The sequence below is a fragment of the Dyella sp. SG562 genome (assembly GCF_011759495.1).
Lineage (GTDB): Bacteria > Pseudomonadota > Gammaproteobacteria > Xanthomonadales > Rhodanobacteraceae > Dyella_D > Dyella_D marensis.
Map to the genome: position 1 here is coordinate 284,768 of NZ_JAAOYS010000001.1, position 16,346 is coordinate 301,113.

Genomic DNA, 16,346 nt, shown 5'->3' on the forward strand with positions numbered 1-16,346 from the left:
CAGCGGGGCGAAACACTCGCCAAAGGCGAGACCCACCAGCGCCAACGCGACAACCAAGCGATACCGCCACCGGATCCCGGCCTACAGCATGTCAGCCGCCGCGTGCCGCACGCAGTTGCGGCCATCCGACTTCGCGCGATACAGCGCCCGGTCCGCCGACGACACGAGCTGCTCAAAGCTCGCGCCACCCGCCCCGACGGTAACCCCGATACTCGTAGTCACCCGAAGGCGCTGCCCGTTCACGATCACCGACGAACCATCCAGCGCCGCGCGCAACCGCTCCGCCAGCTCGCTCGCCGCCCGCAGGTCCGCGCCCGGCAAGGTCAGCAGGAATTCCTCGCCGCCATAACGGCCCGACGCGTGCCCGGGCCACGCCACCACCTCGCGCAGCACCGCCGCGGCATGCACCAGCACCGCATCGCCGCCCTCATGCCCCCAGCGGTCGTTGATCTGCTTGAAGCGGTCCAGGTCCAGCGCCAGCACCGCGAAGGGCTGGCCGTGCAGCCCGCTCGCGGCCAAGGCGCGGCGGCCTTCCGCCAGCATGGCGCCGCGGTTGAGCAGGCCGGTCAGCGCATCGATCGAGGCCGCGCGGCGCAGGTCGACCATCAGGCGCTCGGTGATCAGCAGCAGCAGCGCGAAATAGGCGGCGAGGCTGATCACGATGCCGGCGACATAGGTCATGGTCACCGGCGCGCCGCCACGCAGCAGGTCCTGCCCCGCGTCCGGACTCAGCGGCACGAACGGGCGGATCATGAACAGCACGGCGTCCGCCGCCAGGATCAGCGCCAGGATGCGGCAGCTCAGGCGGATCTCGCGCGGCGCCTGGCGCAGCAGCAGGTAGATGGACCAGAGATTCCACATCAGCGCCTGCACGCTCGCCAGCACGATGCGCACATGCAGGTCCGGCTGCGCATAGGCGAACCAGGCGATCCCGGCGGCATAGGCCAGCACGATCGCCAGCGGCGCGCGCCAGCGCAGGCGCCGCTGCATATGCACGGCCAGGCCCTTCACCATCAGGGCGCCGGCCAGCGCGATGGCGCCGTTGGCCAGCACGATCGAGATGAAGTCCGGAATCTGTCCGCGCAGCGAGATCAGCGCGATGCCCGCGGTGGACACCCACAGGCTGGCCACCCAAACCCGCAGCGCCGCCTGTCCGCGCAGCACCAGCATCAGCGACGTGAAGCCGATCGCCGCGCTGATGGCGGCGAGGAAGCTGACGAAGATCAGGGTGGGAAGGTCCAGGTGCATGAGAGCCTCGCTCCGTCTGGCGCTTGCAGGTCGGCCGCTGTAGCGGCGGCATTGGCGGGAACTTAAAGGGAAGCGCGGCCGCTGCGCAAAAAAAAACCACCGGCGGCTGCCGGTGGCTTCGTGCTTCGGTCTGCCGAAACCGGCCCGGAGCCTTGCGGCGCCGGGCCGTTCCGTCCGCTTAGAAGTCGTAGCGGGCGGTCACGCGGAAGTAGCGCGGATCGGTGTAGTTCAGCTCACGGCCGTACAGCGGGTTCACCGTGGTGCGGTTCAGCGCGTAGCGATAGTTGTACATCGTCGCCGTCTGGCGGTTCAGCACATTGATCACGTCGAGCTGCAGGGTCAGCTTGTTGTCCAGCCAGCCCGGCGTGTAGGCCGCATTGAGGTTCAGCTGGTAGGTCCACGGCGTGGTGCCCTTGGAGCCGCGCGGCGAGATCGCATAGCCAGGCTGGCCCGGCAGGCCGCAGAACCAGTACGTGGAGCTGTTGTACAGGCCGGCGTCGGCGGTCGGGTAGAAGCTGGTGCAGTTCTTCGGGCGGCCCGAAGCGGCGACCAGGGTCGCGCCGAAGCGCCATTCCTGGTTCAGCTGGTAATAGCCGAACGCCTTCACCTGGTGCGCGCGGTGGTTCGGCAGGGTGCCGTTGGAACCGACCATCAGCTGCGGCAGGTCCCAGTCCTGGGTGCGCGACACGTCGGTCTGGCCGCCCGCGCCGGTATCCAGGTCGGAGGCCAGCTGGCCTTCGGTGTTGCCGTAGTTGCGCGAGAAGGTGTACTCGACCTTGCCGTACCAGCTGTCGGCGAACGGGTGTTCGACGAACAGATCCACCGCGTAGTACTTACGCTTCAGGTCCGGCAGGTTCAGGTCCTTCTGGCTCAGGTGCACTTCCTTCAGGCTGCCGTCCGCCTGCGCCACCATGAAGGTGTTGCCGCGGCCCGGGTTGAAGGTGAGGCACTTGTTGCCGAGCGCCTGGATGCAGGTGTCGTCGATCGCGCTCATCAGCTTGCGATAGGTCAGCTTCGCGCCCCAATTGAAGGTCGGGGAGATCTGCTGCTCCATGCCCAGGATGTACTCGTCCTGGAAGTGCGCGCGCAGGCCCTTGGCGGCCACGGTGCGCGGATCCGGCGCCTGGCCGCATTCCTTGTTGGACGACACGCCGCCGGTGCTGGCGCAGATGAACGGGCTGGCCGGGTTCACCGCGATCGGGTTCAGGCCGAGCGGCACGCCGCTGACCGGGTCCACGCCGGTGTAGGTGAAGTACTGGTTGCTGATCAGCGAACCGGACACGCTGCGCACGGCGGCGTTGTTCGGCACGGCCAGGTGGTAGCGGCCGGCATTGGCGAACACCTTCAGGCTGGAATCGCCGAACACGTCCCACGACGCGCCCAGGCGCGGCGCCAGCTGGTGGCGCTGCTTGATGTAGGCGTCGCCGTTCTTGTTGTAGTTGGTGAACTGCTCGTTGCGCAGGCCGATGGAGAGCAGCCAGCGATCGTTGACCTGCCAGCGGTCTTCGATGAACTGCGCCGCCTGGTCGGTTTCCACGCCGGCACGCTGGGTGTTGTACGCCTTGTAGACGTAGTAGCCCTGCGCGCCCAGGCCGCCCGCCGAAGCCGGCGAACCGGTCACGCCCAGGCCCGGGTCGATCGCGGTGGCCGGGTTGGTCTGCTTGGCGTACACCCAGGCGTAGCCGCCGGCGTATTCCTTGCCGGTGAACGACTTCGCGTTCTGCGCGTCGTAGCCGAAGCGGATGTCGTGGTCACCGAGGCGGTACTCGATGTCCAGGCGCCAGCCCTTGGTCTTGTCGTTCGCGCCGTCCAGCGGCAGGGTCGAGGTGACCGCGGTCTGGCAGCTGTTGTAGGTGACGCCCGGGGCCTGCGCGTTCGAGCCGACCGAGATGTACGGGCAGGCCGGATTGAAGCCGTAGTTGGTCTGGACGTGGTTGATCTTCTGCGTGCCGTACAGCGCCGACACGGTCAGGTCGTCGGTGATGTAGCCGGTGTACTTGGCGATGTAGAGGTCGCCGCCGTCCTTGGTGTAGACGCCGCCGGTCTGCGTGTTGCCGTGGCTGAGCGTCTTGTAGTCGTACGCGTAGCGATCCGAGGTGTACTCGGTCTTGTCCGACACGCCCGTGAATTCGAGGATGTGGTTGTCGGTGATGTTCCAGTCGATCTTCGCGGTCCAGCGCGGCATCTTGTACTGGTAGTCGCTGTAGCCGATCTTCGAGGCCGAGGCCGCGGAGTTCGAGAACGAACCGACGCTGGCGCCTTCCTGGCGGTTCACTTCGGCGTCGATGTAGTAGAACAGGCGGTCCTTGATCAGCGCGCCGCTGATGTACGCGCCGACGGTGGACTTCCAGTACTGGTTGCGGTTGCGGTACTGGTACAGCTTGCCGTCGGTGGCGGCGTTGGTGGCCGCGCCGGTCTGCGGGAAGTAGTTGTTGCGCGGGCTGGCGCGCAGCGCTTCCGGTTCCCAGATGGTGTAGATGCCGCCCTTGGTCTGGTTCGAGCCGCGCTTGGTGACGATGTTGATCACGCCGCCGGTGGAACGGCCGAACTCGGCGCCGTAGCCGCCGGTCAGCACCTGCTGCTGGTCGATCGCGTCGAACGGCAGCTTGGTGAAGCCGATCGAGGTCAGCGGGTTGGTCACGGCGTAGCCGTTGATGAAGTACGCGTTCTCCGACGAGGCCGCGCCGCCGAAGCTGGGCACGCCGTAGCTGGAGTTGGCGACCACGCTCGGCGCCAGCATGGCGGCGGCGGCGATGTCGCGGTCGATCGGCAGCTTGGCCAGCTGCTCGGAGGTCAGCACGGTGCGGGTGTCGACCGAGGACACGTCGATGGCCGGCAGGGCCGAGGCCACCACCGAGACGCCGTCCAGGTTCTTCGCGTCGGTCGCGGCCGCGGCGGAGGCGCCGAAGGACACTTCCGTGCCGCCGGCGATGCTCAGCTCGACGTTGTCGCGGGTGCTGACGGCGGCGCCGTTGTTCTTCAGCGTCACGCTGTAGCGGCCGGTCGGCAGCGAGCTGAAGCGGTAGCGGCCCTGCTCGTCGACGGTGACCGAACGGGTCAGGCCGGTGTCGACGCTCTTGATCTCGACGGTATTGCCCGACTGCGGGGCGACCTGGCCGAAGATCGAGCCGGTGATGTTGGACTGAGCCAGGGCGCCGGTGCCGGCCAGAGCCAGGGCAACGGCCAGGGCCAGGGACGAACGTCCCTTAGGCCGCTTGGTGAAAGCAGCGAGGTAACTCACAGGTTGTACTCCCATCAACTTGTTAGCAACGCAAGATCCGCAAGCGGGTGCGGACCGGGGATGTGGGTCGTGCGAGCCCGGGGAAGGGCCCTGCTCCGAGGAATGAAACGTGCCCCCGGATGGCTAACCAGATGCGGCTCGACGAGCCCCCCTCTCGTATCCATCCAGCCCCGAAGAGCAGCGGGCTGTATAGCGCAACAAAGTACGATTCTCAACGAATTTGTAACGCGATTTTTTTCACCCGGTCACTAATTCCGCCGCATGCGCGGGCCGGAAAACCCCGTAAATCGCTGTACAAAATGAGAATTCGCACGTGCTGCGGCGCGACATGCAAGCTTCGTGAAAGCTTGCGATTCAGCTCGCACAAGCGCACGAAACCTTCGCATTGGCGATCGCGCCCTGAACGTCTCCACGCGCTTTCGAAGCGCTGTTCACACCCGACCTGCTGGTATCGATGACGGACGTTCGAAACACCGCGTCCGGCTGTCTCCCCCGGACAGCGTCCCCTTTCTCAGGAGAGTTGCCATGCAGACTTCCAACCTGTTCCGTAAGACCCTTCCTGCCGCCGCCCTGGTCGCGCTGCTCGCCGCCTCGCCGCTGGCCCAGGTCGCCGCGCAGGATGCAGGCGCCACGCAGAAACCGACCAGCAACCAGACCGTGCCGGACAAGGCCGCCGACGGCTGGATCACTACCAAGGTGAAATCGGAGCTGGCCACCACCAAGGGCATCAAGAGCGGCGACCTGTCGGTGAACACCACCGACGGCGTGGTCACCATCACCGGCACCGCCGCCACCTCGGGCGAGAAAGCCAAGATCGAGGCGATCGCCAAGAAGGTCAAAGGCGTGAAGAGCGTGGACACCGGCGGGGTCACCGTCAGCGACAACGCGAAGTAAGCGCCGCGCCCCGCTCCCTGCCAGCGCGGGGCGCGCGGAAACGAGAAAGGAGCCCGCGGGCTCCTTTCTTTTTGCAGCGACCGGTAACGCGCCGCGTCAGCGATACAGCATGCCGCCGCCCAGCTGGTTGGTGTCGCGCGTCTCTTCCAGCTCCACGCCATCCAGGCCCTGCGACAGCGTGTGCGCGTCGCCGCCCTGGGCCAGCTTGATGCGCAGGCGCACTTCGTTGGAGCTGTCGGCGTGGCGCAGCGCGTCCTCGTAGGAGATCTCGCCGGCGTGATAGAGCTCGACCAGGCTCTGGTCGAAGGTCTTCATGCCGAGGTTGGTCGATTCCTTCATCACTTCCTTGAGCTTGTGGATCTCGCCCTGGCGGATGTAGTCCTGCACCAGCGGCGTGCCCAGCAGAATCTCCACCGCCACGCGGCGCGCCTTGCCGTCCGGCGTGGGAATGAGCTGCTGCGCGACCACGCCCTTGAGGTTCAGCGACAGGTCCATGAACAGCTGCGCGCGCCGGTCTTCCGGGAAGAAGTGCAGGATGCGGTCCATCGCCTGGTTGGCGTTGTTGGCGTGCAGGGTGCACAGGCACAGGTGGCCGGTTTCGGAGAAGTTGATGGCGTGTTCCATCGTTTCGCGCGTACGCACCTCGCCGATCATGATCACGTCCGGCGCCTGGCGCAGGGTGTTCTTCAGCGCGTTGTCCCAGCTGTCGGTGTCGATGCCCAGCTCGCGCTGCGTGATGATGCAGCCCTCGTGCTTGTGCACGTATTCGATCGGGTCCTCGATGGTGATGATGTGCCCGGTCGAGTTGGCGTTGCGGTAGCCGATCATCGAGGCCAGCGAGGTGGACTTACCGGTGCCGGTGCCGCCGACGAAGATGATGATGCCGCGCTTGGTCATGGCCAGCTGCTTGATCACCGGCGGCAGGCTCAGCTCCTCGATGGTCGGGATCTTGGACTCGATCCGGCGCAGCACCATGCCCACGCAGTTGCGCTGGTAGAAGCACGACACGCGGAAGCGGCCCACGCCCTGCGCCGAGATGGCGAACTGGCATTCGTGGGTCTTTTCGAACTCCTCGCGCTGCGAAGGCGTCATCACGTTGAGCACCATGTCGCGCGACTGCTGCGCCGACAGCGGGCTCTGCGTGATCGGCACGATGCGGCCCTGCACCTTCATCGACGGCGCGACGCCGGCGGTGATGAACAGGTCCGAGGCCTTCTTGTGGACCATCAGCTTGAGGAAGGAGGTGAAGTCGAAGTCGCTCATGGCGTGGCTCCCTTGGAGCGGGGAACGGGGAACGGGGAACGGGGAACTTGAAGGGCATCACGGAGCGCGGCGCACTGCTTCAACCGCACCTCACGGCGCGCGCGTGCCAAGGCTCGCGACAAGCACCATGTTCCCCGTTCCCCGTTCCCCGTTCCCGTTTTCACTTGAAAACCTCTTTGTTCCTGGCGTACGCCGCGGCCTGCTGGCGCGTGATCAGGCCGCGCTTGACCAGGTCCTGCAGGTTCTGGTCGAGGGTCTGCATGCCGTACTGCTGGCCGGTCTGGATGGAGGAGTACATCTGCGCCACCTTGTCCTCGCGGATCAGGTTGCGGATGGCCGGGATGCCGACCATGATCTCGTGCGCCGCCATGCGGCCGCCGCCCACCTTCTTCAGCAGCGACTGCGAGATCACCGCGCGCAGCGATTCGGACAGCATCGAGCGCACCATCGGCTTCTCGCCGGCGGGGAACACGTCGATGATGCGGTCGATGGTCTTGGCCGCCGAGCTGGTATGCAGGGTGCCGAACACCAGGTGGCCGGTTTCCGCGGCGGTCAGCGCCAGGCGGATGGTTTCCAGGTCGCGCAGCTCGCCCACCAGGATGAAGTCCGGGTCTTCGCGCAGCGCCGAGCGCAGCGCCTCGTTGAAGCCGTGGGTGTCGCGGTGCACCTCGCGCTGGTTGACCAGGCACTTCTGCGAGGTGTGCACGAATTCGATCGGGTCCTCGATGGTGAGGATGTGGCCGTATTCGTTCTTGTTGATGTGGTCGACCATCGCCGCCAGCGTGGTGGACTTGCCCGAACCGGTCGGGCCGGTGACCAGGATCAGGCCCTGCGGCTGCTCGATCAGCTCGCGGAAGATGCGCGGGGCGCCGAGGTCTTCCAGGGTCAGCACTTCGGACGGAATGGTACGGAACACGCTGCCGGCGCCGCGGTTCTGGTTGAACGCGTTGACGCGGAAGCGGGCCAGGCCGGGGATCTCGAAGGAGAAGTCGACCTCGAGGAATTCCTCGTAGTCGCGGCGCTGCTTGTCCGACATGATGTCGTAGATCAGCGCGTGCACCTGCTTGTGCTCCAGCGCCGGGATGTTGATGCGCCTGACGTCGCCGTCCACGCGGATCATCGGCGGCAGGCCGGCGGACAGGTGCAAGTCCGACGCCTTGTTCTTCACCGAGAAGGCCAGTAGTTCGGCGATATCCATGCGTTCCCCTTCGAGCGTTCACTTTGGGCGGTACGGCGTGGGGAACGGTCGCGGGCGGCCTGGCTCGGCCTGAGCGCTGCCACCCTGGCGGGTCCCCCTCGCAGCGGCCCGATACTACTCGCGGCGCGGCGACAGGAGCCAGTCTTTCGGGTGGCCGATGTTTGAAAGTGATAACCCCGTAATGGCGCCGTAGGCTGGGGTGAGCCGCAGGCGAACCCCAACGCAGCCAGGACCCGAACCCGGATGATCCGGCGGCGTCCGTTGGGGGTTCGCTGCGCTCACCCCAACCTACGGGTAAGGTATGGCCCCCACGTCCCCCAAGGAACCCGCATGACCCGCATCGCTTTCATCGGCGGAGGCAACATGGCGCGCAGCCTGATCGGCGGCCTGCTCAAGACCGGGATCGCGGCCTCCTCCGTCAGCGTGGCCGAGCCGCGCGCCGAGGCGCGCCAGGAGCTGGGCCGCGAATTCGGCGTGGCCTGCTATGCCGATGCCCGGCCCGCCGCGGCCGAAGCCGAAGTGGTGCTGCTGGCGGTGAAGCCGCAGGTGATGCCGGCGCTGCGCGCCGAACTGCAGGACGTGCTGCGCCAGCATCGCCCGCTGCTGATCTCGATCGCCGCCGGCGTGCGCATCGACCAGCTCGAACGCTGGTTCGGCGCCCTGCCGATCGTGCGCTGCATGCCCAATACGCCGGCCCTGATCGGCGCCGGCGCCACCGGCCTGTGCGCCAACAGCCGGGTCAGCCCGCCGCAGCGTGCCGTGGCGCAGCGCATCCTGGACGCCGCCGGCCTCACCCGCTGGCTGGAAGACGAGTCGCTGATGGATACGGTGACCGCGCTGTCCGGTTCCGGCCCGGCCTATTTCTTCGCCCTGGTCGAAGCGCTGGAAGACGCCGCCGTGGCCCAGGGCATGCCGCGCGAAACCGCGCGCGCGCTGGCCGCGCAGACCTGCCTGGGCGCCGGCCGCATGCTGGCCGAAAGCGGCGAGGACCCGTCCGAGCTGCGCCGCCGGGTGACCTCGCCCAACGGCACCACCCAGGCCGCGCTCGAAAGCTTCAGCGCCGACGGGCTGCCGCGCATGGTGGCGCGCGCCGTCGCCGCCGCTACCCGCCGCGGCGAGGAACTGGCCGCCGCCCTGGATGACGCCCCGTGAGCTATCTGCTGAATGCCGTTTCCTTCCTGGTCGACCTCGTCTTCGGCGCGGTCTGCACGCTGTTCCTGCTGCGCCTGCTGGCCGAGGCCACGCGCGCGGACTTCAACAATCCGCTGAGCCAGTTCCTCTACCGCTACACCAATCCGGTGCTGGCGCCGCTGCGCCGCGTGCTGCCGAACTGGCGTCGCATCAACCTGGCCTGCGTGCTGCTGCTGTGGGTGCTGATGCTGCTGCAGCGGCTGGTGACGTTCGCGCTCTACGGGCAGGCGCCCGATCCGCTCGGCCTGCTGGTGCTGGGCCTGGCCGACCTGCTCGACTTCGTGCTGCTCACCTACCTGGTGCTGATCTTCATCTGGTCGCTGCTGAGCCTGTTCCCGATGGACCAGCGCCACCCCGCGCTGCGCCTGGTCGGCAACCTGGTGGCGCCGGTGCTGCGTCCGCTGCGCGGCAAGCTGGTGGCCGGCGGACTGGATTTCTCGCCGTGGATCGCGGTGATCGTGCTGGTGCTGCTGCGCATCCTGGTGGCCGCGCCGCTTACCGCGCTGGGCGTGCAGCTCGCGCTGGGGCGCTGACGCCATCGGCGCAGGTTGGGGTAAGCGCAGCGCACCCCAACGTGGCGATGGCGTTGGGGTGCGCTGCGCTTACCCCAACCTACGCCGCTATTTCGCGGCCCAGGCGGCGATATGCCGATGCATTTCGCTGAGCCCGTCGAACAGCGCGGCCGGCCCCGGCTGCAGGATGATCGGCGACTTGATCTCCACCACGTCGCCGCTGCGCACCGCCGGGATCGCGTCCCAGCCCGGCCTTGCGGCCACGTTCTCGGGCCGGAAGCGCTTGCCGCACCACGAGCCGAAGATCACCTCCGGCGCCGCGCGCACCACCTCGCCGGGATCGGCCAGGATGCGGTGCTTGGCCAGCGACTCGCCGGATTGATGCGGAAACACGTCCTCGCCACCGGCGATGCGCACCAGCTCGGCCACCCAGCGGATGCCGGTGATCAGCGGCTCGTCCCACTCCTCGAAATAGACGCGCGGATGCTTCGGCAGCGCTTCGGCGGCCGCGCGGATCTTCGCGATATGGCGTTCGGCTTCCTGCGCATAGGCCTCGGCCTTGGCGCCCGCGCCCACCATCGCGCCGAGCCGGCGGATATAGGCCAGGATGCCGTCCACGCTGCGATGGTTGCTGATCCACACTTCCACGCCGGCCTTGATCAGCTCGCGCGCGATGTCGGCCTGCATGTCGGAGAACCCGATCACCAGGTCCGGCTCCAGCTTCAGGATCTCGCCGATCTTGGCGCTGGTGAAAGCCGACACCTTCGGCTTCTCCTTGCGCGCCCGCGCCGGCCGCACGGTAAAGCCGGAGATGCCGACGATGCGGTGCTCCTCGCCCAGCGCGTAGAGGACCTCGGTGGGTTCTTCGGTGAGGCAGACGATGCGGTGCGGAAATGCGTCGGTGGACATGGTCTCGGCGAAAAAAGCGCGGGGTGAAAGCGCAGGTGCGGCTCAGTGGCCCAGCACGGTCACGGTGACCTTGCGCTGGTGCGGATCGTGCCGGTGCTCCCACAGGTACACACCCTGCCAGGTGCCCAGCAGCAGCTTGCCGCCGTGCACCGGCAAGGTGAGGCTGACGCCGGTGAGGATGGAGCGCACGTGCGCCGGCATGTCGTCCGGGCCTTCGGCGTCATGCCGGAAGATCGCGTCGCCGTCGGGCACGGCGCGGGCAAACCAGCGCTCCAGGTCGTCGCGCACCGCGGGGTCGGCGTTCTCGCTGATCAGCAGCGAGCAGCTGGTGTGCGTGGTGAAGACGTGGGCGATGCCGGTATGCACGCCCGCCGCCATGACCGCCTCGGTCACCTTGTCGGTGATCTCGCTGAAACCGCGGCCGCGCGTATGCACGGTGAAGCCTTGCTGGGCGACGTGTCCGGCGGGCGCGGCTCGGGTCATGGCTGCAGTCTCCTCCAGGGATAAAGCTTGCGGCGCAAGCTTCAGGGATAAAGCATGCGGTGCGTCCAGGTCTGGCCGTGGCGGCTCCAGCGGACGCGTTCGTGCAGGCGGTATTGCGCGCCGTACCAGAACTCGATCATGTCCGGCTCCACCACATAGCCGCCCCAGTGCGGCGGACGCGTGACGTCGCGGCCATCGAACTCCTGCTCGTAGCGCGCCACGCGCTGTTCGAAGGTGTCGCGGTCCGGCAGGGTCTGCGACTGCAGCGAGGCCCAGGCACCGATCTGGCTCAGGCGCGGGCGGCTGGCGAAGTAGGCATCCGACTCCTCTTCCATCAGCTTGCGCGCGGCGCCTTCGATGCGCACCTGCACACCGTCGCGCAACAGCTTCCAGTGGAAGCACAGCGCCACCTGCGGATGCGCTTCGAGCTCGCTGCCCTTGTCGCTCTGGTAGTTGGTGAAGAAACGGAAGCCGCGCTCGTCGGCGCCCTTGAGCAGCACCACCCGCGAGCTCACGCGGCCGCCGGCGTCGGCGGTGGCGAGCGTCATGGCGGTGGGCTCGGGGTCGCCGCTGGCCCGGGCACCCTCCAGCAGCTGTTGGAAGGTCTCGAGGATTTCGGGTTTCAGCATGGGTCTTGAATCGTGGCCGGCGCGCGTCATCATGCGCGGATGGTTAACGATGCTATCACGCAGAATTCGACCCTGGCGGGACTCCTGCTGGATCAGTACGCCGGCCGCATCGCCCGCTCGCGGCGGCCCTACCTGCTGGGCATCTCCGGCCTGCAGGGCAGCGGCAAGAGCACCCTGGCGCGGGAGGTGAAGGCCCAGGCCGAGGCGCGCGGCCTGGCCACCGAGGTGCTGGCGCTGGACGACTTCTATTACAGCCGCAGCGAGCGCGAATCGCTCGCCCACCAGATCCATCCGCTGCTGAAGACCCGCGGCGTGCCCGGCACGCATGAGATCGAATTGCTGATGTCGGTGCTGGCCGCCCTGCCGCATGCGTCGGAGAAGCTGCCGGTCACCTATCCGCGCTTCGACAAGGGCCGCGACACGCGCATGCCGCCCTCGCGCTGGCCCCGGATTACCCGCCCGCCCAAGCTCATCGTGCTGGAAGGCTGGGCGCTGGGCATCAAGCCGCAGCTGCAGTCGGCGCTGGACGAGCCCGTCAATGCCATGGAACGCGACGAAGACCCCGACGGCACCTGGCGCCACTGGGTCAACAAGCAGCTGCGCGGCTACCAGCCGCTATGGCGCAAGCTGGACGCGCTGGTGGTGCTGCAGGCGCCGAACTGGGAAGTGGTGCGCCAGTGGCGCAGCCAGCAGGAAGAGGAACTGCTCGCCCGCCATGCGCCGCTGGCCATGGACGCGAACGCGATGGAACACTTCCTCGCCCACTTCGAACGCCTGAGCCGCCACGCCCTGGCCATCCTGCCCGCACTGGCCGACACCTGCGTGGAGTACGACACGCAGCGGCACGTCACCGGGCTCAGCCATTTCTGAAGCCGGCGGCGCGCGGGCCTGGCATGGCCCGCGCATCCGGCTCAGGACAAGGGTTCGACCATCACGGCGGTGCCGTAAGCCAGCACCTCGGTCACCCCGGCCATGACCTCGTTGGCGTCATAGCGCATCGCCACCACGGCGTTGGCACCCAAGTCCCCAGCATGTCGAAGCATCGACTCGAATGCTTCCCTGCGCGCCTTCTCGCACAGATCGGCATACAGCGAAATATTGCCGCCGATCAGCGTCTGCAGGCTCGCGCCCAAAGTACCGACAATGCTGCGCGAGCGCACGGTAAGTCCGCGCGCGATGCCCAAGGGGCGGACGACGCGGTAGCCCGGCAGATCATTGCCGGTGCTGATCAGATGCAAGCGGATATGAGACATGCGCACTCCTTTTCGATGAATGGAGCGCGGATGCTTTCATGGCCTCCAGCCGCGGGACGTATGCCAGAAGATTTTTGAACCCGGCATCCGGTCGACAGGCGACGCTTTCCGGTCGCCTGCGAACCCCGCGCGGCACCGCAGCCTCAGGTGAGCGGCTCGACCAGCACCGCCGTCCCATACGCCAGCACCTCGGTAACGCCTTCCGCCACGTCGTTGGCGTCATACCGCATCGCCACCACCGCATTGGCACCGTGCTGCCCCGCATGCTGCAACATCAGCTCGAACGCTTCCTCGCGCGCCTTCTCGCACAACTCGGTATAAATCGAGATATTGCCGCCGACCAGCGTCTGCAGCGCCGCCCCCAGATTCCCGACGATGCTGCGCGACCGCACGGTAATCCCCCGCACGATACCCATCGGCCGCACGACGCGATAACCCGGCAGCTCGTTGCCGGTGGTGACCATATTCGGAGAAACGTGTGCCATGGATCGCTCCTTGGTGGTGGTGAAGCGCCGATGTTCCCATAGCCTCGTAGGCTCGGGATGTGCCACCTGACGAGGGCCGGATTTCTATAAAAGCAGGCGAAAAAGCTTTCAGCCATCGCACCCCGCCCCACCCGGCCCCTCACCCTGCCCTCTCCCCGGAGGGGAGAGGGGTGTAGTGGTGAGGTAGGCAGGAACGAAGAACAAAAGCTGGCCCTGGTTCTTGAACGTCCTCTCGGCAACGGCACGTTGAAGCACGCGTTACGTAAACGCACTGCCGTTTCGTGTAGACCCAGGTTAATCAGGTTACCGCGGCCGCCCACCGCTCCTTCTAGTCGCGTCGCGAGCCTTTGCTCTGAGGCTATTTCTCTTTGGTTACTTTCTCTTTGAGCCAGCAAAGAGAAAGTGACTCGGGCGCCGGCAGGCGTCCGAAATGCCCGCTGCATAAGCGGCCCATTCGCGATAACGCGAAAACCAAGCGATACCGTTACTGGATCCCGGCCTACGCCGGGATGACGGGCCCTCCCCATCACGCCCCCCGCAGCAACGCGCGATACCCCTCCCGCGCATCCGGCCACCCAACCACAAACCCACTCCCCCGCAACCGCGCATTACTCAACCGCTTGCTGCCAACCCCCAGCGGCGCCCCCCCATCCGCCGGACACGGCGCCCCCATCAACCCTGCAAGGTGCTCATACAACACATGCATCGGCAACGGCGCATCGTCCACGCCGACATACACGCGCTCCGGCGCAGCCACACTCAGCAAATGCACGACCGCCCCCGCCGCATCATCCACATGAATACGATTCGACCAATGCGGCGGATCCCGCGGCACCCGCGCCTCGCCCGCGCGCAAGCGTTCGAGCAACTGCATGCGCCCCGGCCCATAGATCCCCGCCAGGCGCAGGCTGATCGACGGCACGCTCTGCGCGGCGAGCCACCGCTCCGCTTCCAGCAACACGCGGCCGTTGAAACCCGGCGGCGACGGCGGCGTCTCTTCGTCCACCCAGGCATCGCCATGCTCGCCATAGACCGCGCTGGAAGAAACAAACAGCACGCGTTCCAGCGGCGCGGCGGACAGCGCCCCGAGCAGACCCTTCAAGCCATCGACGAAGACCGCGCGATACGCGGCCTCCTCGCGCACCCCGGGCGTCGGCGCATACACCACCCGGGTGATCCCCTCCGGCAGCGCGCGCAGACTCTCCGGCTGCGTCAGATCGCCGCGCACCCAGCGCACACCATGCTCGCCGTCACGCACAGGTGAACGCCGCAGCGCCCATACCTCGTCGCCGCGCGCCAGCAGACGCTGCGCCACGCGCAGCCCAAGATCGCCGCATCCGGCCAGCAGCACCCGTCCGGTCATGCGTGGCCTGCTGTTAAAGTCGGCATATGAATCCCTCGTGCAACCTGTTCATGGTCGGTCCGACCGGCGCCGGCAAGACGTCGATCGGCCGGCGGCTGGCGGCGCATTATGGGCTGGAGTTCCTGGATCTCGACCAGGAAATCGAGCGCCATTGCGGCACCACCGTGAGCACCGTGTTCGAACTGGAAGGCGAGGCCGGCTTCCGCCGCCGCGAAAGCACCCTGCTGGATGCGTGCAGCGCGCGCCGCGGCGTGCTGCTGGCCACCGGCGCCGGCGCCGTGCTGGACCCGGCCAACCGCCGGCTGCTGGCCGAGCGCGGCTACGTGCTGTGGCTGCAGGCCACGGTGGAGCAGCAGCTCGAACGCCTGGCCCGCGACCGCAGCCGCCCGCTGCTGGCCGGCGAGGACCGCCGCGCGAAGCTTGAATCCATGGCGGGCATCCGCACGCCGCTGTATGCCGATGTCGCCGACCTGGTGATCCCCGGCGAGCACGAACTCGTGCTCGCCGCCAGCGAACGCAGCATCGCCCTGATCGACCAGCACTGGCAGCGCCAGCAGGCCGCATGAGCATGAACCACCACACCTCTTCCCCGCGCAGCATCGACGTCGCCCTCGGCGAGCGCGCATATCCCGTATGGATCGGCCCCGGCCTGCTCGGCGACCGCGCGCGCTGGCGCGCCATGCTGCGCGGCCGCCATGCGCTGGTGATCAGCAACACCACGGTGGCGCCGCTGTATCTGGAGCGCGTGGCCGCGGGGCTGGAAGGCCTGCAGTGGTCGGCCTTCCTGCTCGACGACGGCGAGGCGCACAAGACCTTCGACAACGTGGGCCGCGCACTGGACGCACTGGCCCAGCTGGGCGCCACCCGCGACGCCTGCGTGGTGGCGCTGGGCGGCGGCGTGGTCGGCGACCTGGCCGGCTTCAGCGCGGCCTGCTGGATGCGCGGCATCGACTTCATCCAGATGCCGACCACCCTGCTGGCCATGGTCGATTCCTCCGTCGGCGGCAAGACCGGCGTGAACCTGCCGGCCGGCAAGAACCTGGTCGGCGCCTTCCACCAGCCGCGCGCGGTGGTGGCCGACATCGACACCCTCGCCACCCTGCCGCAGCGCGAATACCGCGCCGGCCTGGCCGAAGTGGTGAAGGGCGCGGCGATCGGCGACCTGCCGTTCTTCGAATGGCTGGAACAGCAGGCCGACGCACTGGCCGCGCGCGACACCGCGCCGCTGGTCGAGGCGATCGCGCGCAAGGTGCAGTACAAGGCCGGCGTGGTGGCCCGCGACGAAACCGAACAAGGCGAACGTGCATTGCTCAACCTGGGCCACACCTTCGGCCACGCGCTGGAAACCGCCGGCAAGTACACCGCCCTGCTGCATGGCGAAGGCGTGGCGGTCGGCATGCTGCTGGCCGCGCGCCTGTCCGAGCGGCTGGGCATGAGCGTCGCGGCGGATACCGCGCGCCTGCAGCGCCTGCTGGAACGGCTGGGCCTGCCCACCGCGATTCCCGCCGGCATGGACCCGCAGGCCCTGCTCGCCCTGATGCGCCTGGACAAGAAGAACACCGCCGGCACGCTGCGGCTGATCCTGTGGCGCGGCATCGGGCGGGCGGAGATCGTCGGCGGGGTGGACGAAGGCGAAGTACTGGCCACGCTGCGCGAGGCGACTTCGGCCTGAGGCCC

At 67.6% G+C, this 16,346-nt stretch carries 16 protein-coding genes; 6 read left to right on the forward strand and 10 right to left on the reverse strand.

Annotated elements, in window-relative coordinates:
• Positions 1–81 precede the first annotated feature (81 nt).
• Positions 82–1,248, reverse strand: coding sequence for a GGDEF domain-containing protein (locus FHW84_RS01240; protein WP_167252302.1), 1,167 nt, complete (start codon positions 1,246–1,248; stop codon positions 82–84).
• A 178-nt stretch (positions 1,249–1,426) separates the two neighbouring features.
• Positions 1,427–4,489 (reverse strand): TonB-dependent receptor, encoded by a 3,063-nt coding sequence (locus FHW84_RS01245; RefSeq protein ID WP_343203548.1) that lies wholly within the window; start codon positions 4,487–4,489, stop codon positions 1,427–1,429.
• A gap of 525 nt (positions 4,490–5,014) precedes the next feature.
• Here FHW84_RS01245 and FHW84_RS01250 point away from each other — a divergent pair.
• Entirely contained in the window at positions 5,015–5,383 is a 369-nt protein-coding gene (locus FHW84_RS01250) for a BON domain-containing protein (RefSeq protein WP_167252304.1), read from the forward strand.
• Positions 5,384–5,479: 96 nt separating this feature from the next.
• Here the strand turns inward: FHW84_RS01250 and FHW84_RS01255 are convergent, their stop codons facing one another.
• Positions 5,480–6,646 (reverse strand): PilT/PilU family type 4a pilus ATPase, encoded by a 1,167-nt coding sequence (locus FHW84_RS01255; protein ID WP_167252305.1) that lies wholly within the window; start codon positions 6,644–6,646, stop codon positions 5,480–5,482.
• A gap of 160 nt (positions 6,647–6,806) precedes the next feature.
• Positions 6,807–7,844 (reverse strand): type IV pilus twitching motility protein PilT, encoded by a 1,038-nt coding sequence (locus FHW84_RS01260; RefSeq protein ID WP_167252306.1) that lies wholly within the window; start codon positions 7,842–7,844, stop codon positions 6,807–6,809.
• Between the two features lie 330 nt (positions 7,845–8,174).
• Here FHW84_RS01260 and proC point away from each other — a divergent pair, with 330 nt between their 5' ends.
• Together proC and FHW84_RS01270 are read left to right on the forward strand one after the other, a co-directional pair.
• On the forward strand, positions 8,175–8,996 hold the full coding sequence (gene proC, locus FHW84_RS01265) for a pyrroline-5-carboxylate reductase (RefSeq protein WP_167252307.1): 822 nt from the start codon (positions 8,175–8,177) through the stop codon (positions 8,994–8,996).
• The gene (locus FHW84_RS01270) at positions 8,993–9,568 is read left to right on the forward strand and encodes a YggT family protein (protein WP_167252308.1); all 576 of its coding nucleotides are present in this window, start codon (positions 8,993–8,995) and stop codon (positions 9,566–9,568) included. The genes proC and FHW84_RS01270 overlap by 4 nt, the downstream gene beginning before the upstream one ends.
• 87 nt (positions 9,569–9,655) lie before the next feature.
• Here FHW84_RS01270 and FHW84_RS01275 read toward each other — a convergent pair whose 3' ends face one another.
• The 3 genes from FHW84_RS01275 to pdxH are packed head-to-tail and all read right to left on the reverse strand — an operon-like array spanning position 9,656 to position 11,568.
• Positions 9,656–10,456, reverse strand: a complete 801-nt coding sequence (locus tag FHW84_RS01275) for a cobalamin-binding protein (RefSeq protein WP_167252309.1) — start codon at positions 10,454–10,456, stop codon at positions 9,656–9,658.
• 42 nt (positions 10,457–10,498) lie between these two features.
• Positions 10,499–10,939: a secondary thiamine-phosphate synthase enzyme YjbQ gene (locus tag FHW84_RS01280; protein ID WP_167252310.1), complete on the reverse strand. Its 441-nt coding sequence runs from the start codon at positions 10,937–10,939 to the stop codon at positions 10,499–10,501.
• A 41-nt stretch (positions 10,940–10,980) separates the two neighbouring features.
• Entirely contained in the window at positions 10,981–11,568 is a 588-nt protein-coding gene (gene pdxH / locus FHW84_RS01285; protein WP_167252311.1) for a pyridoxamine 5'-phosphate oxidase, read from the reverse strand.
• 39 nt (positions 11,569–11,607) lie between these two features.
• Between pdxH and FHW84_RS01290 the strand changes: the two genes are divergently transcribed.
• A complete protein-coding gene (locus tag FHW84_RS01290) occupies positions 11,608–12,438 on the forward strand; it encodes a kinase (RefSeq protein WP_167252312.1) in 831 nt (276 codons plus the stop codon).
• A 41-nt stretch (positions 12,439–12,479) separates the two neighbouring features.
• Here the strand turns inward: FHW84_RS01290 and FHW84_RS01295 are convergent, their stop codons facing one another.
• The 3 genes from FHW84_RS01295 to FHW84_RS01305 form a co-directional block, all read right to left on the reverse strand.
• Positions 12,480–12,821 carry a YbjQ family protein gene (locus FHW84_RS01295; RefSeq protein ID WP_167252313.1) on the reverse strand — a complete coding sequence of 114 codons (342 nt, stop codon included), beginning with the start codon at positions 12,819–12,821 and terminating at the stop codon, positions 12,480–12,482.
• A gap of 143 nt (positions 12,822–12,964) precedes the next feature.
• Positions 12,965–13,306 carry a heavy metal-binding domain-containing protein gene (locus tag FHW84_RS01300; protein ID WP_167252314.1) on the reverse strand — a complete coding sequence of 114 codons (342 nt, stop codon included), beginning with the start codon at positions 13,304–13,306 and terminating at the stop codon, positions 12,965–12,967.
• A 526-nt stretch (positions 13,307–13,832) separates the two neighbouring features.
• Positions 13,833–14,669 carry an SDR family oxidoreductase gene (locus FHW84_RS01305; protein ID WP_167252315.1) on the reverse strand — a complete coding sequence of 279 codons (837 nt, stop codon included), beginning with the start codon at positions 14,667–14,669 and terminating at the stop codon, positions 13,833–13,835.
• Between the two features lie 26 nt (positions 14,670–14,695).
• On the opposite strand from FHW84_RS01305, the gene FHW84_RS01310 reads away from it, so the two are divergent.
• On the forward strand, positions 14,696–15,235 hold the full coding sequence (locus FHW84_RS01310; protein ID WP_167252316.1) for a shikimate kinase: 540 nt from the start codon (positions 14,696–14,698) through the stop codon (positions 15,233–15,235).
• On the forward strand, positions 15,232–16,341 hold the full coding sequence (gene aroB, locus FHW84_RS01315; protein ID WP_243867807.1) for a 3-dehydroquinate synthase: 1,110 nt from the start codon (positions 15,232–15,234) through the stop codon (positions 16,339–16,341). Before FHW84_RS01310 ends, aroB begins: the two co-directional genes overlap by 4 nt.
• Positions 16,342–16,346: the final 5 nt, after the last annotated feature.